21 protein-coding genes, 3 tRNA genes and 1 pseudogene are annotated in these 22,861 nt (G+C 66.9%); 7 read left to right on the top strand and 18 right to left on the bottom strand.

The features are described from left to right. Positions 1–62: 62 nt before the first annotated feature. From AC07O4_RS15930 to AC07O4_RS15960, 7 genes are all read right to left on the bottom strand, one after another. Positions 63–1,178 (bottom strand): ABC transporter permease, encoded by a 1,116-nt coding sequence (locus tag AC07O4_RS15930; RefSeq protein ID WP_495305073.1) that lies wholly within the window; start codon positions 1,176–1,178, stop codon positions 63–65. Positions 1,179–1,204: 26 nt separating this feature from the next. Next, positions 1,205–2,740, bottom strand: coding sequence for a sugar ABC transporter ATP-binding protein (locus tag AC07O4_RS15935; protein ID WP_495305074.1), 1,536 nt, complete (start codon positions 2,738–2,740; stop codon positions 1,205–1,207). Next, on the bottom strand, positions 2,737–3,393 hold the full coding sequence (locus tag AC07O4_RS15940; protein WP_495305075.1) for a DUF2291 family protein: 657 nt from the start codon (positions 3,391–3,393) through the stop codon (positions 2,737–2,739). The genes AC07O4_RS15935 and AC07O4_RS15940 overlap by 4 nt, the downstream gene beginning before the upstream one ends. A 99-nt stretch (positions 3,394–3,492) precedes the next feature. Continuing rightward, the gene (locus AC07O4_RS15945) at positions 3,493–4,458 is read right to left on the bottom strand and encodes a sugar-binding transcriptional regulator (protein ID WP_070062041.1); all 966 of its coding nucleotides are present in this window, start codon (positions 4,456–4,458) and stop codon (positions 3,493–3,495) included. Between the two features lie 199 nt (positions 4,459–4,657). Next, positions 4,658–6,526: an ATP-binding response regulator gene (locus AC07O4_RS15950; RefSeq protein WP_495305076.1), complete on the bottom strand. Its 1,869-nt coding sequence runs from the start codon at positions 6,524–6,526 to the stop codon at positions 4,658–4,660. Then, complete coding sequence (locus tag AC07O4_RS15955) at positions 6,523–7,131, bottom strand: response regulator transcription factor (RefSeq protein ID WP_495305077.1); 609 nt, start codon at positions 7,129–7,131, stop codon at positions 6,523–6,525. Before AC07O4_RS15955 ends, AC07O4_RS15950 begins: the two co-directional genes overlap by 4 nt. Positions 7,132–7,235: 104 nt before the next feature. Further along, a complete protein-coding gene (locus tag AC07O4_RS15960) occupies positions 7,236–7,547 on the bottom strand; it encodes a hypothetical protein (RefSeq protein WP_495268505.1) in 312 nt (103 codons plus the stop codon). Positions 7,548–7,795: 248 nt separating this feature from the next. Here AC07O4_RS15960 and AC07O4_RS15965 point away from each other — a divergent pair, with 248 nt between their 5' ends. Further along, the gene (locus AC07O4_RS15965) at positions 7,796–9,484 is read left to right on the top strand and encodes an InlB B-repeat-containing protein (RefSeq protein ID WP_495305078.1); all 1,689 of its coding nucleotides are present in this window, start codon (positions 7,796–7,798) and stop codon (positions 9,482–9,484) included. 393 nt (positions 9,485–9,877) lie between these two features. On the opposite strand, the gene AC07O4_RS15970 is transcribed toward AC07O4_RS15965, so the two are convergent. The 8 genes and pseudogenes from AC07O4_RS15970 to AC07O4_RS16005 form a co-directional block, all read right to left on the bottom strand. After that, positions 9,878–10,717 carry a TIR domain-containing protein gene (locus AC07O4_RS15970; protein WP_495305079.1) on the bottom strand — a complete coding sequence of 280 codons (840 nt, stop codon included), beginning with the start codon at positions 10,715–10,717 and terminating at the stop codon, positions 9,878–9,880. Continuing rightward, positions 10,686–11,078: pseudogene (locus AC07O4_RS15975) on the bottom strand (phage integrase central domain-containing protein); the annotation flags it as partial. The gene AC07O4_RS15970 and the pseudogene AC07O4_RS15975, both read right to left, overlap by 32 nt. A 429-nt stretch (positions 11,079–11,507) precedes the next feature. Then, positions 11,508–11,595 (bottom strand) — tRNA-Ser (locus AC07O4_RS15980). A 32-nt stretch (positions 11,596–11,627) separates the two neighbouring features. Next, complete coding sequence (gene hemW / locus AC07O4_RS15985; RefSeq protein WP_495305080.1) at positions 11,628–12,890, bottom strand: radical SAM family heme chaperone HemW; 1,263 nt, start codon at positions 12,888–12,890, stop codon at positions 11,628–11,630. Between the two features lie 3 nt (positions 12,891–12,893). Continuing rightward, positions 12,894–13,493: a non-canonical purine NTP pyrophosphatase gene (locus tag AC07O4_RS15990; RefSeq protein WP_495305081.1), complete on the bottom strand. Its 600-nt coding sequence runs from the start codon at positions 13,491–13,493 to the stop codon at positions 12,894–12,896. A 74-nt stretch (positions 13,494–13,567) separates the two neighbouring features. Further along, positions 13,568–14,299 (bottom strand): ribonuclease PH, encoded by a 732-nt coding sequence (gene rph / locus AC07O4_RS15995; protein WP_492697481.1) that lies wholly within the window; start codon positions 14,297–14,299, stop codon positions 13,568–13,570. Positions 14,300–14,354: 55 nt separating this feature from the next. Continuing rightward, positions 14,355–15,263, bottom strand: coding sequence for a PP2C family protein-serine/threonine phosphatase (locus AC07O4_RS16000; RefSeq protein ID WP_062476311.1), 909 nt, complete (start codon positions 15,261–15,263; stop codon positions 14,355–14,357). A gap of 5 nt (positions 15,264–15,268) precedes the next feature. After that, the gene (locus AC07O4_RS16005) at positions 15,269–16,276 is read right to left on the bottom strand and encodes a serine/threonine protein kinase (RefSeq protein WP_056573330.1); all 1,008 of its coding nucleotides are present in this window, start codon (positions 16,274–16,276) and stop codon (positions 15,269–15,271) included. A 91-nt stretch (positions 16,277–16,367) separates the two neighbouring features. Between AC07O4_RS16005 and AC07O4_RS16010 the strand changes: the two genes are divergently transcribed. From AC07O4_RS16010 to AC07O4_RS16025, 4 genes are all read left to right on the top strand, one after another. After that, positions 16,368–17,291, top strand: coding sequence for a YicC/YloC family endoribonuclease (locus AC07O4_RS16010; RefSeq protein WP_495305082.1), 924 nt, complete (start codon positions 16,368–16,370; stop codon positions 17,289–17,291). 14 nt (positions 17,292–17,305) lie between these two features. Next, positions 17,306–17,926 (top strand): guanylate kinase, encoded by a 621-nt coding sequence (gmk, locus tag AC07O4_RS16015; RefSeq protein WP_062476362.1) that lies wholly within the window; start codon positions 17,306–17,308, stop codon positions 17,924–17,926. Between the two features lie 31 nt (positions 17,927–17,957). Next, complete coding sequence (gene rpoZ / locus AC07O4_RS16020) at positions 17,958–18,161, top strand: DNA-directed RNA polymerase subunit omega (protein ID WP_013543330.1); 204 nt, start codon at positions 17,958–17,960, stop codon at positions 18,159–18,161. A 96-nt stretch (positions 18,162–18,257) separates the two neighbouring features. Beyond that, positions 18,258–20,501: a RelA/SpoT family protein gene (locus AC07O4_RS16025; RefSeq protein ID WP_495305083.1), complete on the top strand. Its 2,244-nt coding sequence runs from the start codon at positions 18,258–18,260 to the stop codon at positions 20,499–20,501. 13 nt (positions 20,502–20,514) lie between these two features. Here the strand turns inward: AC07O4_RS16025 and greB are convergent, their stop codons facing one another. Further along, on the bottom strand, positions 20,515–21,096 hold the full coding sequence (gene greB, locus AC07O4_RS16030; RefSeq protein WP_307587260.1) for a transcription elongation factor GreB: 582 nt from the start codon (positions 21,094–21,096) through the stop codon (positions 20,515–20,517). Positions 21,097–21,194: 98 nt separating this feature from the next. On the opposite strand from greB, the gene AC07O4_RS16035 reads away from it, so the two are divergent. Then, positions 21,195–21,755: a thermonuclease family protein gene (locus tag AC07O4_RS16035; protein WP_495274588.1), complete on the top strand. Its 561-nt coding sequence runs from the start codon at positions 21,195–21,197 to the stop codon at positions 21,753–21,755. A 69-nt stretch (positions 21,756–21,824) separates the two neighbouring features. Here the strand turns inward: AC07O4_RS16035 and AC07O4_RS16040 are convergent. After that, positions 21,825–21,901 (bottom strand) — tRNA-Arg (locus AC07O4_RS16040). Positions 21,902–22,117: 216 nt separating this feature from the next. On the opposite strand from AC07O4_RS16040, the gene AC07O4_RS16045 reads away from it, so the two are divergent. Further along, positions 22,118–22,543 carry an HU family DNA-binding protein gene (locus AC07O4_RS16045; RefSeq protein ID WP_062476298.1) on the top strand — a complete coding sequence of 142 codons (426 nt, stop codon included), beginning with the start codon at positions 22,118–22,120 and terminating at the stop codon, positions 22,541–22,543. Between the two features lie 186 nt (positions 22,544–22,729). Here AC07O4_RS16045 and AC07O4_RS16050 read toward each other — a convergent pair. Next, positions 22,730–22,806 (bottom strand) — tRNA-Arg (locus AC07O4_RS16050). Positions 22,807–22,861: the final 55 nt, after the last annotated feature.

Below are 22,861 nucleotides of genomic sequence, written 5' to 3' on the forward strand. Positions count from 1 at the left end.
GACTTCGTCTCCTTGGTGGTTTCTTCTGGACAGATGCCGCGGCTGCGGCGGACGGGAATCTTTCAGGCCGTGGGCCGTGGCTGGGCGGGCGTGCCGGACACGCCGGACACGGTCGGGGTCGCGGCACGCGCAGGCCGACGGCCGTACCGGATGGCGTTCAGCAGCACCGCGAGCACGATCACGGCGCCCGTGAAGACGGTCTGCCAGTAGGAAGACACGCCGATGATCACGAGCCCGTCGGACAGGAAGCCGATGACGAAGGCGCCGAGCAGCGTGCCGCGCACGTTGCCGCGCCCTCCGGTGAGCGCAGCGCCGCCCACCACGACGGCGGCGATCGCGGTGAGCTCGTAGGTGCTGCCCGCCGTCGGGCCGGCCGAAGTCAGTTGCGACGACAGGACCAGCCCCGCAATGGCGGCGCAGACACCGGACAGCACGTAGACGGTGACGGTCGTGAATCGCACGGGCACGCCCGACAGCTCGGCCGCCCGCGCGTTGCCGCCGCTCGCATACACCCAGCGCCCGAAGGCCGTGCGGTTGAGCAGCACGGCCGCCACCACCGCGACCATGGCAAGGACCAGCACGCCGACCGGCATGCCCAGGACCTGGTCGAAGCCGAGCCAGTTGAAGCCCGTGTTGCCCAACTCGGGCCGGCCGCCGAGGTTGTTGAAGGTCAACCCGTTGGTGATCAGCAGCGCCACGCCGCGCGCGACGTACAGCACGCCCAGCGTGGCCACGAAGGCCGGCACCTTGAAGAAGGCGATCAGCACGCCGTTGACGGCCCCGACGAAGGCACCCAGCGCGCAGGTCAGCAGCACCACGACCCAGACCGGCGGGTAGAGCACCAGGCCGAGCGCGTCGATCGTGACGCCCTGCATCAGGTAGCCGGCGACGACCCCGCACAGGCCGAGGGTCGATCCGACCGACAAATCGATGCCACCGGTGAGGATCACGATCAGCATGCCGATGGCCAGCAGCCCGAAGATGGCGACGTGCGACGACATGATCAGGAAGTTGCCGGTCGAGAAGTACACGGGCGACAGCAACGAGAACACGGCCACGATCGCGATCAACGCGAAGAAGGCGCGCCCTTCGAGCAGGAGGCGGACGATGTCGATGCCGCCGCCGCCTCCGCCGTTGGCAGGACCGGAAGGCAGGGCTGGGGATGGGGCTTCGCTCATGGTGATGTCCGCTCGAAGGGCTTCATTCAGGCAACCATGGCTTCGCCCGAGGCGGCCATGATCATTTCTTTGGTGGCGTCGGCGCCGAACTGGGCCGAGATCCGTCCCCGTCGCATGACGACGATCCGGTGCGCGACACCCAGGCATTCGCTCACCTCCGAGGTCGAGAACACGACCGCGAGGCCCTGCCGCGCGCGCTCGGCGAGCAGGCGGAACACCTCGGCCTTGGCGCCGACGTCGATTCCCCGACTCGGCTCATCGAGCAGCAGGACCTTCGGGTGCGTGGCGAGCATCTTTCCGATGACCACCTTCTGCTGGTTGCCGCCCGACAGCGATCCGATGGCCGCCTGGCCGCCGCGGGTCTTGACGGTGACGCGCCGGATCGATTCGTCGACGCATGCACGTTCCCGGGCCGGCGATGTGAAGCACCCGCGAACGAAGGCGCCGATGCTGGCCAGCGAGAGGTTCTGGCCGACGGTCATCGTCTGCACGAGGCCGTCGCGCTGGCGGTCTTCGGGCACCAGCGCCAGGCCCTTGGCGATGCGCTGCGCGATGCTCAGCCTCGACACGTCCTGTCCTTCGAGCAGCACGCGCCCGCCGTCGAGTGCGCACCGGCCGGCCACGGCCTCCAGCAACTCGGTGCGCCCCGCGCCCATCAACCCGTAGATGCAGACGATTTCGCCCGCCCGCACGTCGAGCGACACATGGTCGACGACGTCGGCGCCGGAGCTTTCGGTGAGGACGGCGTCCTCGATGGCCAGCGCGACTTCGCCGAAGTCGTAGCCGCCAGGTGGGCTGCCGAGATCGAAGTTCTCGCCGACCATGTGGCGCACGATCCACTCAAGATCGATCTCGGCGCGCGGCGCCCTGGCGGTCATGGCACCGTCGCGCAGCACCACCGCGTGGTCGGTGATCTGCAGCGCCTCCTCCAGGTGGTGCGAGATGTAGACGATGGACACCCCTCGCGCCGTGAGGTCGCGGATCACCTTGAACAGCGCTTTCACCTCCGCCGCCGAGAGCGCCGACGTGGGCTCGTCCATGATCAGGATGCGGCTGTTGACCGACAGCGCACGCGCGATCTCGACGATCTGCTGCTGCCCGAGGCGCAGGTCTTCGACCAAGGTCAACGGATCGATCGCTTCCTCGAGTTCCGCCATCAGCGCCCGCGTGCGCCTCGCCTCTTCGGCAAAGTCGACACCGGTGGCGCCGCGCAGCTCGCGGCCCATGAAGACGTTGTCGCGCACCGAGAGGTTCGGTGCCAGGCTCAGCTCCTGGTGGATGATCGAGATGCCGCGTTCGCGTGCGTCCGCGGCCGACGCCAGGACGACCGGCACGCCATCGAGCACGATGTCGCCCGACGTGGGCGTGACCACGCCCGAGAGGATCTTCATCAGCGTGGACTTGCCGGCGCCGTTTTCACCGAACAGCGTCGTGACCTGCCCGCGGTGGATGTCGAAGTTCACGCCCTTGAGCGCCTGCACGCTGCCGTACGACTTGGCGATGTTCCGCGCCGACAGCACGATCGCGCTGTCGGGAGGACGGGCGATGCCAGCGGCGCTCATTGCACGCCCAGCCGCACGGGCGTGACGAGCCAGCTCGACGGATTGATGAACTGGAACACACCGACGACGTCGACCTTCTTGCCGGTGAGCGTGTCGCGGTCGAGCGTGCCGAGCACCTGCGCCTTGACCTCGTTGTTCAGTGCCGAGCCCGCGTCCTGGTAGTCGATCTGGTTGGTGAACTGGCCGAAGGCCACCGTGCCCGTGGCGTCGCGCATCTCGGTGCCGTTGAGGGCCGGCCCGGTCTGCACGCGAAGCTGCAGCCCCTGCGGCAGGCCGTCGACCGCCACCGTGAAGATGCCCGCACGGCCCTCGCCGACGGTCCCGGTGAACCGGACCGGGAAGATCGGCCCGACGCTTCCGGGCTTGCCGTACATGTCGCCCGCGGCCGCCTTGTCCGCTGCGAGGGCCTGCGCCAGCACCGGGGCGTCGACGGCAGCCTTTTCGATCAGGGCCCGAATGGGTGCGAATGCCTTCTTGCCGTAGGCCTCGGCCGAGAACGCGTCGACCCGCGCGTCTTCGCTGGAGCCGATGCGGACCGCCTTGGTGTCCAGCGCCATCGCCACGAACAGCAACAGGAGCACCGCCGTCCACACGCAGACCGACGTCCGCAGACGGAACGGTCTGCGCGCGGAAATTTCGAGCTGGGCGCCCATGCGAACCTCCTCCCTGTTGATCTTCTTGAACCTGTGTGTTCCGGTCGACGTTGGCGCTCTACGGGCACCGACTCCGACGGCCGGAAGATGGCGGCCCGGTCAGCGGCGCTGACCGGCCTGATGGCGCAGGCACAGCTGCGCGGTCGCCTCGTCGACGATGAGTTCGGTGATCAGGCCGGTGTTGAGCACCGCGCAGATCGCCTCGGCCTTGTACGTGCCGCCGGCCACCGCGAGCACGTCGCGCCCGCGCAGGTCGTCCAGCGACGCACCGACCGCGCGTTCGTTCATCTCGCACTTCACCGGTTCGCCGTTCGACGCCACGAAACAGCCGGCGAGTTCGCCCACCGCCCCCGCCTTGCGCAGTGCCGCCAGCTCCTTGGCCGTGACCGACTGGGTGCGCAGCAGATGGGTGTCCGGCCCCAGGTCGCCGACACCGACGACGCACAGCTGGCACTCGCGCACGAGCTCGAGCACGTGCTGCACGCCACGCTGGGCGCGCAGCACCTGCGCGTCGGCCCGGCTGTCGGCCAGGAACGGCACCGGCATGAAGTAGCACTCGCCACCCGTGCGTTCGGCCAGCTTGGCAATCAGGTCGAACGGGTTGGCGGCGGAGCGGCGCGTCAGGCTGCCCAGGAGCGAGATGAAGCGCGTGTCCTTGCGATTCGCCGCGGGCATCCGCTCGACCATCGCGGCCAGCGTGCGACCGTGGCCCACACCGATGGTGCGCACCTCGCCGGCGTCGAGGACACGGGTCAGCTGGCGTGCGGCAGCCACTGCCAGCGCGGGGATCGCATCGGTCGCATCGTCCAGGTCGGCCTGGGTGGTCGGGACGACCACGCAGCGCTTCAGGCCGAAGGCTTCCACCAGCTTGTCTTCGAGCGCCATGCACTCGGCAGGCACACCTTCCACGAAGAACTTGATCAACCCGCTCTGCATGGCCGAGGCGATCAGCCGCTGCACCTTGACGCGCGACACGCCGAGGCGCTCGGCGATCTGCTCCTGCGTGTGGCCGCCCACGTAGGCCAGCCATGCGGCGCGGATGGAAAGACTCAGTTCGGGGTCCATGTCGTGTATTTTGTGAACATTTGATCTTCAACTGCTCAATTGATCATATGGATGAACTTTAGGGATTGCGGGTGGGCCAGTCAACGAACGCGCTCTCGGTGTTTTCCCGCGCCACCGCACACGCCGCGCCTTGACCGGGCGGGGCAATGGATGGGGAGGATGAGACCCGGCGCGAAGCGAGTTGCCCCGGGGCTTTCAGCTACTCGCTCGAGACGCCAGTCCGCCTCCACGCCTGCGCATGGCCCAGGAAGGCGCGAAGCTGCGAAGGCCGCACCGGCTTGACGAGCACCGGCAGGCCGGCCTCGCGTGCCGCGGCCAGCGAATCGCCTCCGACGTCGCCGGTCACGATCAACGCGGGCAGGTCGACTTCGTTCAACGCAAGGCGCAGGTCCGCGATGGCCTGGAGGCCGCTCGCCTGCAGGCCGAGCCGCAGGTCCACCACCAGCGCATCGGGCCGGAAGCCCGCCTGCAGGCAGCCCAGCGCACCCGCCATGTCGCTCGCGGCGCGGACCTCCGCGCCCCAGGAGGCCAGCAGCCCTTGCAGCGCCTGCAACGAACTCTGGTCGTCGTCGAGCACGAGCACGCGCGCGGCCAATGCGGCGGTCGGTGACGCGGCGAGCCGTTCGGCATCGTCCGCCCGATCGCTCTCGGCCGCATCGGCCAACGGCACCTGCACGTCGAACACGCTGCCCTGCCCCGGCTGCGAGCGCACGGTCACGCGCAGGTCGAGCAGTTCGCTCAATCGCTTCACGGTCGCAAGGCCCAGGCCGTAGCCCAGGCGGCGGTCGCGCGCGGGGTTATCGATTTGATAGAACTCGTCGAAGATGTGCGGCAAATGCTCGGGCGCGATGCCGATGCCCGTGTCTTCGATGGCCAGCCGCAGCCGGCCGTTGTCGACCCGGCCGCCGATCCGCACCGAGCCCTTGCGCGTGTAGCGGATGGCGTTCGCCAGCAGGTTGGTGACGACACGCGTGAGCAAGGCGCGGTCGCTGCGGACGGTGGCGGGGTCGATGGCCAGCTCGAACGTCAGCCCCTTGGCCGCGGCCACGGCCTGGTGCGGCCGGCAGCAGTCGCGCAGCAACTCGTCGATGGCGAAGCGCGACCACTGCGGGCTGATCGATCCGGCATCGGCGCGCGTGATGTCGAGCAGGTCGTCCACCACGTCGGTCACGCCGTCGGCGCAGGCCACCAGCTGCTCCGAGAGCGCCTGCACCTGCGGTTGCGTGCTGACCGTGTGCAGCGTCTGCGCCAGCAGCGCCATCGCGTTGAGCGGCTGGCGCAAGTCGTGGTTGGCCGAAGCGAAGAAGCGCATGCGCGCCGCGACGGCTTCCTCGGCAGTCTGGCGGGCCGAGCGGCTGCGCTCGTTTTCGGCGCTCAGCGCGGTCACCAGTTCGGCATTGCGCCGACGCTGCGTCTGAATCTCGTGCAGCGCGCGCGAGAGCTCCCGGGAACTCAGCAGCGTGTAGACGCCGATGAGCGTCACGATCATTGCCATGGCCAGGTGGTAGCTGCCGCCGAACCAGATGTCGCGCAGCACCAGCGGGCCGAGGATGAGACCCACATAGACGATGGCCGACCGCTCCATCGTCGAGAGCCGGATCGCCCCACCGAGCGAGACGGTGACCATCGTGATGTGAAGGATGGCCTCGGCCTGCGCCGGCCCGTCGTTCTGCAGCAGGACGCACAAGACGCCCCACGACAAGGCGAGGCTCTGGCTGCTGGCCATGAGGGGCAGCGCCATCGCCGCGAGGTTCGATCGAAGGCCGGGCCGCAGCGCCCATGCCACCCAGATGCCGCCCCGCACGGCCACGAGAAAGCAGTAAACGGCGAACCACGCCTGCATGCGCGCGCCGTCCACGCCCGTCGCGTATTCGCGGTAGCACAGGTACCCGCCGAGCGCGGCCAACATCCACGCCCAGGGCGTGGTGCGGATCATCTGCTCGACCTGCTGCAGCTGGAGGTCCGAGAAGCGCAGGCATGCGGCGATGCGGCCGTGCACACCGGGAACACTGAGGACAGGCGGCGCTTTCAGCGGCGATGCGAGGTCGGCAGGCACCGAAGGCTTCATCGCGGCTCCAGCAGCAGCCCTGCGCGCCGCGCCTGGACCAGCAGGTGGGTGCGGTTGCGCGCGTCCATCGTGTCGAGCAGCGCCGTGATGTGGAGCTTGACCGTGCGCTCCGCGATCGCCAACTCGGCGGCGATCTGCTTGTTCTGGCGGCCTTGCGCCACCAGCAGCAGCACTTCGAGCTGACGCGGCGTGAGGCTCGCGACCGGCAGGCCGGTGCGCGAGGTCAACACGTCGAAAGACTCGCCACCCGCGGCCACCTCGTCCAGCGCCGCCGCGATGTGTGCCACCGAGCGCGACTTGCCGATGAAGCCGGCCGCACCCGCGGCGCGTGCGCGTGCGGCGAGTGCCGGCTCTTCGTCGCCCGAGATCATCAGTCGCGACACGAGCGGATGCCGGGCACCGAAGAGGCGCAGGCCTTCGAGGCCGTCTTCACCGCCCAGGCGGTAGTCGATCAGCACGATGTCGGGCGCACACTGCGAGGCGCGCGCCACGCCCTCGGCCAGCGAGAGCGCGGTCTGCACTTCGAACTCGGGGCGGGCGTGCGTCAGCGCATGCGCAAAGCCGACTCCGAACAGCGGGTGATCGTCGACAAGCAGGAGTTTCATGGTGCCGTGATCCTCGGGTGCGGGCCCGGCCCGCGCCCTCTCCTCGTAGGGCGCCATTGTTGTCCACGCCGGCGCATCGGTGCCGCACCGGCTTTCGCGAAGCCTCAGTTGCAACGGCCGGCGGCGCGCAGCAGCGCATTGCAGGCCGGCGCAGGTGCGGTCGTCGGCCGCGTGGCGGAGCGGCGTGCGGACGCGGGGGCGTCGCTCTGGCGCATCTCCTGGCAGATGGCGTCGCTGACCACCCGGCCCACCACCGACACCGAACCCTCCACGTAGCAGCTGTAGACCCGCCCGCCGTCGGTGCGGGCCTGGAAGGTCGTCTGCACGCCGCTGTCGGCCCGATTCGAGATCGTGAAGGCCTGCGGCGGCAGGCCCAACGCACGCGAGGTGCTCGTGACGATGGCGTCGTCGGTCACGGCATGCGAAGCGCATCCGCCTGCCAGAGCGGCAGCGATGAGAAGCAAAGGCGAGCACAGGCGCGTTCGTGAAGAGGTCATGCAAGGAGCCTATCGGGACACCTTGCGCCAGCCCATAGCACCTTAGGGCAGGTGCCCGAAGGTGCTATGGGCCGCACGCGGGGCCGTCCCTACGATCCGGCCCTCTTGAACGAACAAGCACAGAAGGCGCCGGGCCCCGGCGCCAGCGGACGAGGAGGAACACGGAGATGACGAAAACGAGCAGCTACGGACGGTGGATGGTGTGGACAGGCGCGCTGGCCCTGTTGGCGGCCTGTGGCGGTGGTGGCGGGGGATCGGGCGGCGGCGCGCTGCCGCCGCTGGGCATCTTCCCGCCCGCGCCCCCGCCGGCGGCAGTGACCCATCGCCTGGAGGTCGGCATCACCGGCAACGGCCGCGTCGGATCGCAGCCCGCGGGCATCGACTGCACCGACCGCTGCAGTGCGGATTTCAACGCGGGCACCGAGGTCGTCCTCGCAGCCACACCGGCCGCAGGACAGGTGCTCGGCAGTTGGGGCGGCGCATGCAGCGGCAACGCCGGCACCTGCACCGTGCGGATGGACGCAGCGCTCGGCGTGACGGCCACCTTCGTCGCCGCACCGCCGGTGATCGGCTGGGGCGATGCGTCGGCGCTGTCGGCCGGCGGCGCCAGCCTGCCGAAGACCGCGATCGATGCGCAGGGGCGCGCGCTGGTCGTGTGGCGCCAGATCGAAGGCAACCCGCAGGTGGACCGCCTGTGGGGCAGCCGCTACCTGCCCGGCAGCGGCTGGACCGCGCCGCAGCGCCTCGAGGCCAACGCCGGCGGCGTGCGCGACATCCGCATCGCCATCGACAAGCCCAGCGGCCGCGCCGTCGTGCTGTGGACCCAGCTGAGCTCCGTGACCGGCTACGACCTGTGGGCGCTGCCCGTCGACCCCGCGGGCGGCTGGGGCAGCCCCGCGCTGCTGGAAACCGGCACCGGCATCGTCGGCAACGCCAGCGTGGGCATCGACGCCAACGGCAACGCCGTCGCCGTGTGGTCGCAGATCGGGCCGAGCACGCGCTTCAGCATCTACGCCAACCGCTACACCCCGGCCAGCGGCTGGGGCACCGCCGCCCTCATCGAGACCAACGAGGTCGTCGGCAGCGTCGACGGCGACCCAGCCGTCGTGGTCGCGGGGGCGGGCGAATCGGTCGCCGTGTGGAAGCGCTCCGACGGCAGCAGCGCCTCGCTCTGGACCAACCGCGCCAACGCAAGCGGCACCTGGACCACGGCCACCGAACTCGTGCCCGACACCGGCACCGGCCACTCGATCGGTGCCCACGACCTGGCGATCGACGCCGCCGGCAACGCCCTGCTCGCCTGGGGCCAGGCCGACCTGCCCGGCGGTAGCAACCAGTGGGAGAGCGCCGTGTGGTTCAAGCGCTTCTCGGCGGGTGCGTGGCAGAGCAGCACCGCGCGGGTGGGTGCACCGTTCGTCGCCACGCAGGCATTGCTGAGCACGCCCGTGCTGCGCATGAATGCAGCGGGCGCGGCGGTCGTGAGCTGGGGGCGGCTGGACAACGCGCTCATGGCGGCGACGTCGGCACCGGGGGCGGCTTTCGGCGCGGACCGTGTGGTGCGGGCAGCGGCTTCACAGGCGTTGGCGAGCTTGCCTGCATTAGGCGTGGACGATGCGACCAATGCGCTGGTGGCGTGGGCGCAGGGCAATGGGGTGGGGACGAGCGATCTCTATGCGACTCGGCACACGCTGGCGGATGGCTGGGGGACGCCGGTGGCTCAGGAGGGCACGGACGAAATTGCTGCGGCGCCTGATCTGGCGATGAATGAAGTGGGGGATGCGGTGCTGGTTTGGCAGCAGTTTGAGGCTGCGAGTGGGACGCGCATTCTGGTGCGGCGGTATGGGTCGGGGAGGTAGCTTCGACGCGGCGCCGAGCTCGGCGGACAGCCGCGCCAGCCCCCTGTACGAAAAAATCGGGCCGCATCGCAGCTTCGATTTTCATCAGGATTCCTCAGCGAAGTGCGACGGTCGCCGCGATCGGCCCGCCCCGTCTCAAGGTGTTGTAGATGGGGCAAGCATCGGTGAATGCATCGCCCAACGAGCGTGCGGTGACCAGATCGACACCCGTTCGCGAAGATGACCCACGGCGGCTCCAGCCACTAGATCCGTCAAATGAACCCATCCGCGAATCGCTCCGCACGTTGGGGACGGTCATTGGAAAATGGGAGGACGGCTAAAAGAGTTGCAACAGAGCCGACTTGGATCCGAATCCCCCTCGGGACAAAGGCACTGCGGCCGCTCGTCGCTGTCCTACACGACTTTGTTCATATCAATCATGAAGCCGGCGGCTCGCAATTCTTTCGCAATAGCGATTTGCCAAGCTCCATGATCGTCGAGGGAAACGTAGACGACACCGCTCATGTCATTCGGGACCTCCACGCCATTCCTGACTAGCGCGCAGACGTTTTGTCGTCCTAGCTTTGCGACCAAGTAGCCATGTTCAAACACAACGTTTTGCCTTGCGCGCGGCCTTGGAGACTCACCAACCAAGCTTCCAGTGTCGCAAGGCGTGTACAGAATAAGAGCAAATCCTACGTTCGTGTGCTCTTCAATTTTCTCGATGATCGTCTGTCCTGCGCTAACTTGCTCATGCAGGATGATCGCAGACAGACCAAGCCTTTCAATAAATCTAGCTGCAGAAACCTTCGCCAAATCATCGCGCCCATGAACGATAAAGACCTTTGAGCGATCCAGCTTCGAGGCTGCTTTATCTGGCACGGGTGCCGCCGAAGCACTGACCATCGAGGCCTTCACTCGGTCAAAGACCTCGTTTGTAATGTCCTTTGTATGCTTCTTGTAGCTGACTATGTCACTCGGCGATATGAACATGATGACGCCGCGAGGCATATTTTGATTCTCAAAACTCGACAGCTCGGCCGTTGTTTTCTCTGTCGATTTGATTGCAAGACGCTTGACCTCCTTCTTGGTAAGAAAGTAACCGTCAAACTGGAAATCATCGCCGCGGATAAAGGGAGCGACAACTCGCTCTTCAATATCCTTGAGATCATTCTTGTCTAGTTCAAAGAGCTGCCTAAACTTTCCTGCCTTGCCGACTTTTTCATTCGTCTCGATTTGTACTTGATAGAACATTTGTGTGCGCTCTGCAATATGGAAGCATGAGTATCTCTTGAACACCAGTTGCATGATCCCTTAGCGCCCCTCTTTTTTTCATGCGCACCTCCGGCCCCCACACCATCCCCTTTTCTTTCAGCTCGCCCCACAGCATCCCGCGCAGTTCGTCAACACGAACGAAGGTGTCAGCTAGGAACAGCAGGCCGAATCGAGTCGCCGAGTCTTCGTCGCCATCAATGGCGCGCATCAACGTGACCAACTCCGAACGCGGTATGGCATTGATAGGCCGCGACCCGAGCTCCGGGAACGCATCGCGCTCTAAGGTGTTCTCCATCTGAATCTGGTGCTTCCCATTGGAGAGGGTCGGCAGCTTCGCCTTGAGCCAGTCGCGTTACCGCCTCGAAGATCGGCGCCATGGCTGCGGCCGGCGGTCTCTCACGAGCAGGCGCGTGAGCCTTTCGAGCATCTGCCAAGTTCACCGCAGGATACTGGCCGTAGGTCTTCGTCTTTTGCTTTCCGCCGACGGTGTCGTTCGTTCGTTCGCCAGCTCTTCGCGCTAGCCGTAGAGGCGAACAAATATAGGCCGGCCGCGTCGGTCAGCCTGTAGGCCTTTTCGCGCGGTTTGCAGCTTTAACTGTGAGGGTCCACGGCATTGGCTCGGAAATACCACGACTAATGCCATGTTTGGCACCTGGCTAGGGGCAGTCCGCGGCCGATAGCATCGGACTCAAAGCGACGCCTCTTCCAACGAAAAAGTCCCGTCGCATGGACTGCGCGGGACTTCTTGAAACTTGCTCAGACTGATTCTTGGCGGAGAGTGTGAGATTCGAACTCACGGACGCTTTCACGTCGGCAGTTTTCAAGACTGCTGGTTTAAACCACTCACCCAACTCTCCGGAACCGTCGATTTTAAGCTGACGGCGCGGCCTTACTCGTCGTCGGGCAGGAACAGCGTCTGCAGGTCGCTCAGGAAGTCGAGTCCGCGCTCGGTGGGCCACACGCGGAACAGGTCGCGCGCGACGAGCCCCTTGCGTTCGGCCTCTTCCAGGCCGCGCTGGATCGACGTCATCGCCAGGCCCGTGCGCTCGCTGAACTGGGGCAGCGTGAAGCCCTGCTTCAGTCGCAGCGCGTTGAGCATGAACTCGAACGGCAGGTCGGCCAGTGCCACTTCGTCGCTCTGCGACACGGCCGCACCGGCGCGTGCGTTCTCCATGTAGAGGCGCGGTTCGCGATAGCGCACCTGCCGCACGATGCGGTGCGCAAAGCTCAGCTTGCTGTGCGCGCCGGCGCCGATGCCGAGGTAGTCGCCGAACTGCCAGTAGTTGAGGTTGTGCGCGCACTGGTGCCCGTCGCGCGCATAGGCCGAGACCTCGTAGCGCGACATGCCGCTCGCACCCGTGCGCTCGGTGATGCGGTCGAGCATGGCGTAGGCGATGTCGTCCTCGGGCAGCGTGGGCGGGAACTTGGCGAACCAGGTGTTGGGCTCGATGGTGAGGTGGTAGATCGAGATGTGCGGCGGCGCGAGCGCCAGGGCCTGGGTCAGATCGGCGTCGAGGCCTTCCATGGTCTGGCCCGGCAGGGCGTACATCAAATCGAGGTTGAACGTGTCGAAGGCGCTCGCGGCTTCTTCCACCGCGGCGATGGCCTGCGCGCGGTCGTGGACGCGGCCCAGCGCCGTCAGGTGTTCGTCGTTGAAGCTCTGCACGCCCACCGACAGGCGCGTGACGCCGGCCGCGCGGTAGGCGCGGAAGCGGTTGCGCTCGAAGGTGCCGGGGTTGGCCTCGAGCGTGATCTCGCACTCGGGCGCGAGTTTGAGGCGCGCGCGCACGTCGCCGAGCAACCGGTCGATGGCCTGCGGCGAGAACAGGCTGGGCGTGCCGCCGCCGATGAAGATGGTGTGGACGGTGCGACCCCAGATCAACGGCAGCGCGGCGTCGAGGTCGGCGATCAGCGCGTCGATGTAGGCGGCTTCGGGAAGGCCGTCGATGTCGGCCTCACTGGTGGCGCGCCACTCGTGCGAGTTGAAGTCGCAATAGGGGCACTTGCGCAGGCACCACGGCAGGTGGATGTACAGCGACAGCGGCGGCAGCGCGGCAAGTTGCAACGGGCCGGGGCGCATCCAGTGCAGCACGTCATTGGCCTGGGGGGCGCCGCCGGCTTGGGCGGGCTGGATCGGGAAGACGGTGGCCATGGGTCAGAACCAGCGCTCGCGCATCAGGGCGAGCATGGCCTGCGCGGCGCGGCCGCGGTGGCTGTTGGCGTTCTTCACGTCGGGCGGCAGCTGGGCGAAGGTCTTGCCGAAGGTCGGCAGGAACATGACGGGGTCGAAGCCGAAGCCGTTGTCGCCGATGGGCGCGCTTGCGATCTCGCCAACCACGCGGCCGACGGCAATGAGCGGCTCGGGGTCGTCGTGGCGACGCAGCGCGACGAGCGTGCTGACGAGCGCGGCGCGGCGGTTGACCACGCCGTCGAGCTGTTCGAGCAGCGCCTTCACGTTGTTGGCGTCGCCCTTGGCGTAGCCGAACTGCGTGGCGTAGTACGCGGTGTCGACCCCCGGCAGGCCGCCGAAGGCGTCGACGCACAGGCCGGCGTCGTCGGCGATGGCCGGCAGGCCGGTGGCGGCGCTGGCGTGGCGCGCCTTGGTGAGCGCGTTCTCGACGAAGGTGCGGAAGGGTTCTTCAGCCTCGCCCACGCCGAGTGCCGACTGCGGCACCAGGGTGACGGACAGCTCGGCAAACAGCTGCTGGAGTTCGGCGAGCTTGCCCGCGTTGTTGGAAGCCAGAACCAGTTTCATGGAAAGTCAAAGATGGCTGTGATGCCCGATGAATGAACGGGCGCCAGTAGCTAGTGGTTGTGGTCGTCGGTCGTTCAGTTCGAAAGCAGGGCCTGCTGCTGCAGGCTCACGAGTTCACCGATGCCCTTCTCGGCCAGGCCGAGCAGCAGGTTCATTTCGTCGCGCGTGAAGGCCACGCCTTCGGCCGTGCCCTGCACTTCGACGAAGTGGCCGGCGCCGGTCATGACGACGTTCATGTCGGTGTCGCAGGCCGAGTCTTCGGTGTACTCGAGGTCGAGCAGCGGCGTGCCGTCGACGATGCCCACCGAGATGGCGGCCACGTGGCCCTTGATGGGCGAGGTCTTGAGCGCGCCGGAGGCCAGCAGCTTGTCGACGGCGTCCTGTGCGGCCACGAAGGCGCCGGTGATGGCCGCGGTGCGCGTGCCGCCGTCGGCCTGCAGCACGTCGCAGTCGAGGTGGATGGTGCGTTCGCCGAGCGCGGCGAGGTCGAACACAGCGCGCATCGAGCGGCCGATGAGGCGTTGGATTTCCTGCGTGCGACCGGTCTGCTTGCCCTTGGCGGCTTCGCGGCTGCTGCGGGTGTGGGTGGCGCGCGGCAGCATGCCGTATTCGGCCGTCACCCAGCCTTCGCCGCTGCCCTTCTTGTGCGGCGGCACTTTTTCTTCGACCGAGGCGGTGCACAGCACGCGGGTCTGGCCGAACTCGATGAGCACGGAGCCCTCGGCATGGATGGTGAAGCCGCGGGTGATGCGCACGGGGCGCAGCTGGTCGGCGGCGCGGCCGCCGCTTCGTGTGAAAGCAGTCATGTGTCTGGAGGAAACCGAAAAAGAAAAAGAAAAACCGCGAGACCCGATCAGGAGATCAGGTCTTGCGGGCGGCAGAGCGGCGAATGGCTTCGTTGATCTCGGCGATGGAGCGCTCGATGGCGTCTTCGTCGAGGTCGTCGATCTCGCTGTCGGACGGCATGCCGGCCTGGATGGTCGAGGCGAACACGCCGTCGTCGATGGTTTCGGTGGACACGCCGCGGTCGTCGCCGGGCGTCTCGGGCATTTCCCACTCGAGCGCGATCAGCGTCACGTTGTCACTGTGGGCGCCGCCCTTGCGCAGCGCCATTTCGGCGAGGTCGGGCGCGGCATCGGACACGGGCTTGCCGGACGACAGGGTGTGCACGATGACGGCGTCGTCGAGCACGCCCCAGACGCCGTCGGAGCACAGCATGAGGCGGTCGCCGCGCTGCAGCGGCAGCGGTGCCGACACGTCGAACAGCGGCGTGGTGGGCGAGCCCAGGCAGGTCAGCAGCAGGTTGCGGTTGACGGGCGCATCGGTGGCACCGTGGGGCTTGGGGCGCTCGGCGTGCGAGTGGTCGCGCGTGCGGGTCAGCAGGCGGCCGTCGCGCACGACGTACAGGCGCGAGTCACCGCAATGCAGCCAGGTGGCGGTGGCGTTCTGCAGCACGGCCGCGACCACGGTGGTGCGGGGCGTGTCGAGCATCGCCTTGTGGCTGGCGTACCGCATGATCTGCTGGTGCGCCGACATGGCCGACTCGGCCAGGAAGGCCTTCACGTCCTTCACGGTGGGGCGGGCCTCGCGCTGGTACAGCGCGGCGATGGTCTGCAGCGCCAGCTGGGCCGCCACCTCGCCTTCAGGGTGGCCGCCCATGCCGTCGGCGAGCACGAACAGACCCGACTCCCGCGTGTAGCAGTAGCCCATGCGGTCTTCGTTCTTGAGACGGCCGCCCTTGCGGCTGACCTGAAACACGGAGAACTTCATGTCGATCAGGCCGGACGGGTGGTGGGCGCGGCGGCGCGCGGCAGGCTCTTCTTGTCGAAGGAGCGGATGTTGTCGATCGACAGGCGCACCTTTTCGCCGACCGTGAGCTTGGTGTAGCGGCGCTCGCCTTCGCGGCTGAGTTCTTTTTGCAGCGCAAACACCGACTGCGGACGCGAGAGCGGATCGAGCGACATGCACCACTCGACCACCTCGATGAGGTTGTCGGAATACACACCGCGCAGGCGCGAGAGCGACAGGCTCAGGCGGTCTTTCTCGATGCGACGGGGTGCGTCGTTGGGCGGATAGCCCTGCATGCAGGCGTAAATGCAGGCGCCGATGGCGTAGATGTCGGTCCAGGGGCCCATCGACGAATCGCGCCGGTACATCTCGGGGGCGGCGAAGCCGGGCGTGTACATGGGGCGGATGAAGATGCCCTCCTTGCTGAGCACTTCGCGCGCGGCGCCGAAGTCGATCAGCACGGCGCGGTCGTCGTCGGTGACGAAGATGTTGGCGGGCTTGATGTCCAGGTGCAGCATCTTGTACTGGTGGACGATGCGCAGGCCGCGCAGGATTTCGTCGAACAGCGAACGGATGGTCGATTCGCGGAACACCTTCTGCCGCTTCAGGTCGCGTGCCGTGACCACGAAATCCTGCAGGGTCGCGCCCTCCAGGTAGTTCATGACCATGTAGACGGTCTCGTTTTCGCGGAAGAAATTGAGCACGCTGACCACCGAGGCATGCGAAATCTGCGCGAGCGAGCGGCCTTCTTCGAAGAAGCTCTTGAGCCCCAGGCGGTACAGCGACAGCTTCTCGGGCGGCACCTGCGGCGCCAGCTCGCCGGGGCCCCGCGTGGCGAGCGACGAAGGCAGGTATTCCTTGACGGCGACCTGCTGGCCGTTCGGGTCGATGGCGAGGTAGACCACGCCGAAACCGCCCGCGGAAAGCCGGCGAACAACGCGATATCCGCCAATGACCGTATCGGGCAACAGGGGCGTAGGCTTGACCTTTGACATAATCCGGGAGTTTCGCCCGAAGGCGATGGTGCGGCAAGCGAACGCTGTACCGACGCCTCGGTGCTTGCAAGCAAAACCACAGTGAGGCGCAATGCCAGTTTACAGCATGACCGGCTACGCCAGCGGCCAGAACGGCCCCGCAGGCAGCCACTCCGAAGCCGATGCACGGCCCTCCGCCGCGGGCCGACTCGGGGTCGAAATCCGCTCGGTCAACAGCCGCTTTCTCGACCTCACCTTCAAGCTCCCCGAGGAGCTGCGCCAGCATGAGACCGCGCTGCGCGAGCTGCTCACGGGCAAGCTCAAGCGCGGCAAGGTCGAGGTGCGCGCGGCCATCGAGAACACGTCCCAGGCGGGCGTGGTCGAGCCCTCCGTCAAGCTGCTTCAGCGGCTGAACGGCGTGCAGGACGGCATCCGTGCCTGGCTGCCCGACGCCCGCGAGCTGAGCGTTGCCGACGTGCTGCGCCTGGCCGGCAGCGACGGCGCCACGCGCGGCGACTGGGGCCCCGACCTGCTCGACGTGGCAGGCAAGGCCCTGGAAGCCCTGATCTCCGCCCGCCAGCGCGAAGGCGCCCGGCTGGCCAAGATGCTCGAAGCGCACCTGGCGCAGCTGCGCACCCTGGTGCAGCAGGCTGGCCCGCTGGTGCCGCAGCTGGTCGAACAGCAGCGCAACCGCTTCCTGGAGCGCTGGCAGGAGGCCATGGGCCTGACCGCCGGCACGGGCGGCACGCTGCCCGAAGCCGCCCAGGACCGCGCCCTGACCGAGGCCACCGCCTTCGCGATCCGCATCGACGTGGCGGAAGAGCTCACGCGGCTGAATTCGCACCTCGACGAGATCGAGCGGCTGCTCAAGAAGGGCGGCGAGATCGGCAAGCGGCTGGATTTCCTGATCCAGGAACTGCACCGCGAAGCCAACACCCTGGGCTCCAAGTCGGCAGCCCTGGAACTCACGCGCATCGGCGTGGACATGAAGGTCCTCATCGAACAGATGCGCGAGCAGGTGCAGAACATCGAATGACGACGAGCCTCCCCATGGACTACCCCGGCAATATCTTCGTGGTCGCCGCGCCCAGCGGCGCTGGCAAATCGAGCCTGGTCAAGGCGCTCATGGAGCTCGACTCGGCCGTTCAACCCTCGGTGTCCCACACCACGCGCCCCCCCCGCGGGCAGGAAAAGCACGGCCGGGAGTACTTTTTCGCCTCCCCGAGCGAGTTCGACGCCCTCATCGCAGCCGACGGCTTCGTCGAATGGGCCCACGTGCACGGCCACCGCTACGGCACGTCGAAGAAGGCGGTCGAGGAGCGGGTGGCGCTGGGCACCGACGTGATCCTCGAAATCGACTTCCAGGGCGCGCTGCAGATCCGCAAGACCTTTGCCAACGCAGTCATGATCTTCATCCTCCCGCCCAGCTGGGAAGAGCTGCGCTCCCGCCTGGAACGGCGCGGCGAGGACAGCGCGGCGGTGATCGAACTGCGCCTGAAGAACGCGGCCGAAGAGATGGCCCAGGCCGGGAAATTCGATTTCGTTATAATCAACGAGTTATTTGAGCGCGCGCTTTTCGATCTCAAGGCGATCGTCCACGCGCAGCGGCTGCGGTATTCCGCACAGCGCAGAGCCCGTGCCGATACGTTCGCCGCACTGAACATCCCTTGAAATCCCCGCTCACCGACCGAAAGAATTCATCATGGCCCGCATCACCGTCGAAGATTGTCTCGTTCAGATCCCGAACCGTTTCCAGCTCGTTCTCGCCGCCACGTACCGTGCGCGCATGCTGAGCCAAGGCCACGCCCCCAAGATCGAGAGCAAGAACAAGCCCGCCGTCACGGCCCTGCGCGAAATCGCCGAAGGCAAGATCGGCATCGAAATGCTCAAGAAAGTGCCGGGCTGATCTTCTGACGCAGCCCTGCAACGAAAAGGCACCGCATTGCGGTGCTTTTTTTACGTCTGGACGCGCCCACAGAGCGGTCACGCTAAAGTGGTAGCCATGAGCGCGGTCGCCAAACCTACGTCCCCCACGCCGAAACCGAGTCCGGCGGCGCTGAACGCGGCCGCCGCGAGTTTTGCCGCGCTGACGGCCCGCCTCGACTACCTGAGCCCCGAAGACACCGAGCTGGTGCGCCGGGCCTACCGCTTTGCCGACGAAGCCCACCTCGGGCAGCTGCGCAACAGCGGCGAGCCGTACATCACCCACCCCATCGCCGTGGCGGCGCAGTGCGCCGAATGGAAGCTCGACGCCCAGGCGCTCATGGCCGCGCTGCTGCACGACGCCATCGAAGACTGCGGGGTCACCAAGCCGGAACTCATCGAGCGCTTCGGCGCCCCGGTTGCCGAGCTGGTCGACGGGCTCACCAAGCTCGACAAGCTGCAGTTCAACACACGCGAAGAAAACCAGGCCGAGTCCTTCCGCAAGATGCTGCTGGCCATGGCGCGCGACGTGCGCGTCATCCTGGTCAAGCTGGCCGACCGCACGCACAACATGCGCACGCTGGCCGATGCGCCGCGCGAGAAGTGGGCCCGCATCTCGCGTGAAACGCTCGAGATCTACGCCCCCATCGCGCACCGGCTGGGCCTGAACCAGACCTACCGCGAGCTGCAGGACCTGTCGTTCCGCCACCTCAAGCCCTGGCGCTACGCCACGCTGGCCAAGGCCGTCGCCAAGGCCCGCGGACGACGACGCGACCTGATCCAGAAGGTGCAGAAAGAGGTCGAGACGGCCTTCTCCGCCGCCAGCATGACGCTGCGCATCGCGGGCCGCGAGAAAACGCTCTATTCCATCTACCGCAAGATGGAAGAAAAGCACCTGAGCTTCGCGCAGGTCACCGACATCTACGGCTTCCGGCTCATCGTGCCGAACGTGATCGCCTGCTACACCGGCCTGGGCATCCTGCACCAGATGTACAAGCCGCTGCCGGGCAAGTTCAAGGACCACATCGCGATCGCCAAGCTCAACGGCTACCAGTCGCTGCACACTACGCTGGTGGGCCCTGCCGGCGTGAGCGTGGAGTTCCAGCTGCGCACCGAGGCCATGCACGTCGTGGCCGAATCGGGCGTGGCGGCGCACTGGCTTTACAAGGCCGCCGAGCCCAACGCCGCGAGCAACGACCGCCTGGGCACCAAGTGGCTGCAGTCGCTGCTCGACATCCAGGACGAGACACGCGACGCCGCCGAGTTCTGGGACCACGTCAAGGTCGACCTGTTCCCCGACGCCGTCTACGTCTTCACGCCCAAGAGCCAGATCATGGCGCTGCCGCGCGGCGCCACGGTGGTCGACTTCGCGTATGCCATCCACAGCAACATCGGCGACCACACCTCGGCCGCGCGCATCAACGGCGACCAGGTGCCGCTGCGCACCGAGCTGAAGAACGGTGATGTGGTCGAAGTGATCACCGCGCCCGTGTCCACACCCAACCCCGCGTGGCTGGGCTTCGTGCGCACCGGCCGGGCACGCTCCAAGATCCGCCACTACCTGAAGACGCTGGCGCATGCCGAGTCCGAAGGCCTGGGCGAGAAACTGCTGGCGCAGGCGCTGCGCGCCGAAGGCCTGGGCAAACTGCCCGAGGAAGACGACGAACACCAGGCGCTGTGGGAAAAGCTACTGCGCTTCACCGGCAACCGCACCCGCGCCGAGCTGCTGACCGACATCGGCCTGGGCAAGCGCATCGCGAGCATCGTCGCCAAGCGGCTCATGGCGCTGCTGGCCGAGATCGGCGAGCGCCCCGACGCCCTCCTCCTGAGCCGCGAGCGCTTCACCTCGCACGAGGCCGTGTCGCAAGGCGCGGTGACGCTCGACGGCAGCGAGAACTCTTCCGTGCGCTTTGCGCAGTGCTGCCGACCCATTCCCGGCGACCAGATCGTCGGTTACCTCGGGCACGGCGAAGGGCTGGTGGTGCACACCGACGACTGCGGCGTCGGCCAGCGCCTGCGCAACAAGGACAGCGAGCGCTTCTTCGCAGTCGAATGGGCCGACGAGCCCACGCGTGCCTTCGAGACCGGCGTGGTCATCACCGTGCGCAACGACAAGGGCGTGCTGGCCCGCGTGGCGGCCACGCTGGCCGACGCCGAGGCCGACATCACGCACGTGGAAATGGCCGACGAGACCCCGCAGGATTCGACCGACCTGCGCTTCGTGATCGCGGTGCGCGACCGCACGCACCTCGATGCCGTGCTGCGCGCTGCGCGCCGGACCGCATCGGTGCTGACCGCGGCGCGGACGATTCCGGCGCCCTGAGTTCGCTCGCCCGTCAGTTCGCCGGCGTGCGTGGCGCCGGGTAGCTCACCGACAGGATCTCCACCTCGTGCGCCCCGCCGGGCGTCACGAGCTTCACCACATCGCCTTCGCGCGCCTTGAGCAGCGCGCGTGCGATCGGGGAAATCCAGCTGACTTCCGACTTGGCGCTCTCGGCCTCGTCGATGCCGAGGATGGTGACGCTGCGCTCCTCGCCGGTCTCGTCGACATAGCGGACGGTGGCGCCGAAGAAGACCTGGTCGCGCCCGTGGTGCACCGACGGGTCGGTGATCTCCGCGATCTCGAGCCGCTTGCCGAGGAAGCGGATGCGCCGGTCGATCTCGCGCAGACGCTTCTTGCCGTAGAGGTAGTCGCCGTTCTCGGAGCGGTCGCCGTTCTTCGCGGCCCAGTGCACGGCCTCGACGACCTTGGGGCGCTCCTCGTCCATCAACTGCAGCAGTTCGTCGCGCAGGCGCGCGTAGCCCTCGGGCGTGATGTAGTTCTTGCTGCCCGCCGGCAGCGCGGGTGCGGCGCCGCCTGCGCCGTCATCGTCGTCGTCCGCATCGGCGTCCGACTCCTTGGTGAATGCCTTGTTCAATGCAGAGCCCTTCAAATCGGAAATACTGGGCGCCCTTGCCGCGCCCTACAAGCCGGTGAGTTTGCCGCAACCTCCATGCCCAGGAGACAGGAGCCCCCGTGATCGCCACCGGACATTTCCCCTGCCGTCGCCATGCCTCGGCGGGGCTTCATTTGTACGCTCTCGCGGTCTTTGCTGCCGTACTGGGCTTTCTTCCCTTCGACACCCGCGCCAGGACGCAGACCTGCTTCGTCGTGAGCATCCACAGCGGCGACACCATGACCGCCCGCTGCGGCGACGCAGCCAGCGCCGATGCGTGGCGCCGCGTGCGCCTGCAGGGCATCGAGGCGCCGAAGCCGGGGCAGCCCTTCGCCGAGCAGGCCCGGCAGAGGATGCACGACATGGTTCGCCTGAAGCCGGCAGACGTCGACTGCGACGATCCCACATCCCACGCCCACGAACGCGTCTGCCGCGTGATGGTCACGCCGGATTCAGCCCCCAATGGCCCGAGGACGCTCGACGCAGGCTTGGCATTGCTGACCGTCGGATTGGCACGCTGGCAGCCCGCGCAGGCGCAGCGCCTGTCGCCCCAGGAGCGCGGGCAGTACGAATTTGCGGAGGAAGAAGCGAAGGCCAAGCGGGCCGGCCTCTGGAAGGACGCACGGCCGGCACGTCCTTGATGCGGGCACGCCGCAATGACCGGCCAAAGAAAAAGGGTTAGCTCGAAAAACGAGCTAACCCTTGAAGAGTGGTGCGGCTGGCAGGAATTGAACCCACGACCCCTTGGTTCGTAGCCAAGTACTCTATCCAACTGAGCTACAGCCGCACAGCTTTCGATTATAGCGTGTTTTTTCTCCCGTCCCAACCTTTGTGATCGAAAGCTGAAAATACGGACGACGGCAGCCTGCCATGGGGTCTGTTGCAACGCATCCGGCCCGTGCCGTTCCAAAGAGGCCCTTCCGACCCGGTACACTCCGCCCCGCCCGGAATAAGCCTGGGCCGCCGTAGGCAACACGGCGCCATACCATCCAAGGAATACTGAATGAACCGCATCGAACTGGTCGAGAAGATCGCCACCACCCACAACCTGAGCAAGGCCGAGGCCGCACGCGTCCTCGAAACGATCACCAGCAGCGTCGTCGCTGCCGTGAAGAAGGGCGATTCGGTCCAGCTGGTCGGCTTCGGTACTTTCAAGCAAGTCGCACGCGCTGCACGCTCGGGCTTCAACCCCCAGGCCGGCACCAAGATCAAGATCGCCGCCACCAAGGTGCCGAAGTTCGTCGCCGGCGCTGCCTTCAAGGCCGCCATCGACCCCAAGGCCGCCAAGCGCAAGGCTGAAAAGGCCGCTGCTGCACCCGCCGCCAAGAAGGCCGCCGCTCCGAAGAAGGCAGCTGTCACCAAGGCTGCTGTCACGAAGGCAGTCGTCGCCAAGGCTCCCGCCAAGAAGGCCGTCGCCAAGAAGAAGTAAGACGCATGGTGCGACGCTGCACAGGCCTGGCCTGGCAGCTGTCCGTATCGACGTCAAAAAGCCGCCCTCGGGCGGCTTTTTTTGTGGGTGCCTGCCGCGCAGCGAGTGCGGGCAGCGAACCCCTCTTTGCGAGGCGCCCAAACGAAAATAGCCTGGAAGAGAAACTCTTCCAGGCTATTCGAGAGATGGTGCGGCTGGCAGGAATTGAACCCACGACCCCTTGGTTCGTAGCCAAGTACTCTATCCAACTGAGCTACAGCCGCGCAGCCTTGAATTCTACCCCGCCGAAAGCGCTGTTCCGGCGAGGCCTTCAAAAAA

Source organism: Variovorax sp. GW821-FHT09D04 (assembly GCF_059416405.1).

Excerpts from the sequence above, each read along its gene's own strand:
- AC07O4_RS15955 (WP_495305077.1), bottom strand. The coding sequence starts at position 7,131 with ATGAAACTCCTGCTTGTCGACGATCACCCGCTGTTCGGAGTCGGCTTT.
- rph (WP_492697481.1), bottom strand. The coding sequence starts at position 14,299 with ATGACTGCTTTCACACGAAGCGGCGGCCGCGCCGCCGACCAGCTGCGC.
- AC07O4_RS15945 (WP_070062041.1), bottom strand. The coding sequence starts at position 4,458 with ATGGACCCCGAACTGAGTCTTTCCATCCGCGCCGCATGGCTGGCCTAC.
- AC07O4_RS16025 (WP_495305083.1), top strand. The coding sequence starts at position 18,258 with ATGAGCGCGGTCGCCAAACCTACGTCCCCCACGCCGAAACCGAGTCCG.
- gmk (WP_062476362.1), top strand. The coding sequence starts at position 17,306 with ATGGACTACCCCGGCAATATCTTCGTGGTCGCCGCGCCCAGCGGCGCT.
- hemW (WP_495305080.1), bottom strand. The coding sequence starts at position 12,890 with ATGGCCACCGTCTTCCCGATCCAGCCCGCCCAAGCCGGCGGCGCCCCC.
- AC07O4_RS15935 (WP_495305074.1), bottom strand. The coding sequence starts at position 2,740 with ATGAGCGCCGCTGGCATCGCCCGTCCTCCCGACAGCGCGATCGTGCTG.
- AC07O4_RS16010 (WP_495305082.1), top strand. The coding sequence starts at position 16,368 with ATGCCAGTTTACAGCATGACCGGCTACGCCAGCGGCCAGAACGGCCCC.
- rpoZ (WP_013543330.1), top strand. The coding sequence starts at position 17,958 with ATGGCCCGCATCACCGTCGAAGATTGTCTCGTTCAGATCCCGAACCGT.
- AC07O4_RS15930 (WP_495305073.1), bottom strand. The coding sequence starts at position 1,178 with ATGAGCGAAGCCCCATCCCCAGCCCTGCCTTCCGGTCCTGCCAACGGC.
- AC07O4_RS15970 (WP_495305079.1), bottom strand. The coding sequence starts at position 10,717 with ATGTTCTATCAAGTACAAATCGAGACGAATGAAAAAGTCGGCAAGGCA.
- AC07O4_RS15990 (WP_495305081.1), bottom strand. The coding sequence starts at position 13,493 with ATGAAACTGGTTCTGGCTTCCAACAACGCGGGCAAGCTCGCCGAACTC.
- AC07O4_RS16045 (WP_062476298.1), top strand. The coding sequence starts at position 22,118 with ATGAACCGCATCGAACTGGTCGAGAAGATCGCCACCACCCACAACCTG.
- AC07O4_RS15940 (WP_495305075.1), bottom strand. The coding sequence starts at position 3,393 with ATGGGCGCCCAGCTCGAAATTTCCGCGCGCAGACCGTTCCGTCTGCGG.
- AC07O4_RS15965 (WP_495305078.1), top strand. The coding sequence starts at position 7,796 with ATGACGAAAACGAGCAGCTACGGACGGTGGATGGTGTGGACAGGCGCG.
- AC07O4_RS15950 (WP_495305076.1), bottom strand. The coding sequence starts at position 6,526 with ATGAAGCCTTCGGTGCCTGCCGACCTCGCATCGCCGCTGAAAGCGCCG.
- AC07O4_RS16000 (WP_062476311.1), bottom strand. The coding sequence starts at position 15,263 with ATGAAGTTCTCCGTGTTTCAGGTCAGCCGCAAGGGCGGCCGTCTCAAG.
- AC07O4_RS16005 (WP_056573330.1), bottom strand. The coding sequence starts at position 16,276 with ATGTCAAAGGTCAAGCCTACGCCCCTGTTGCCCGATACGGTCATTGGC.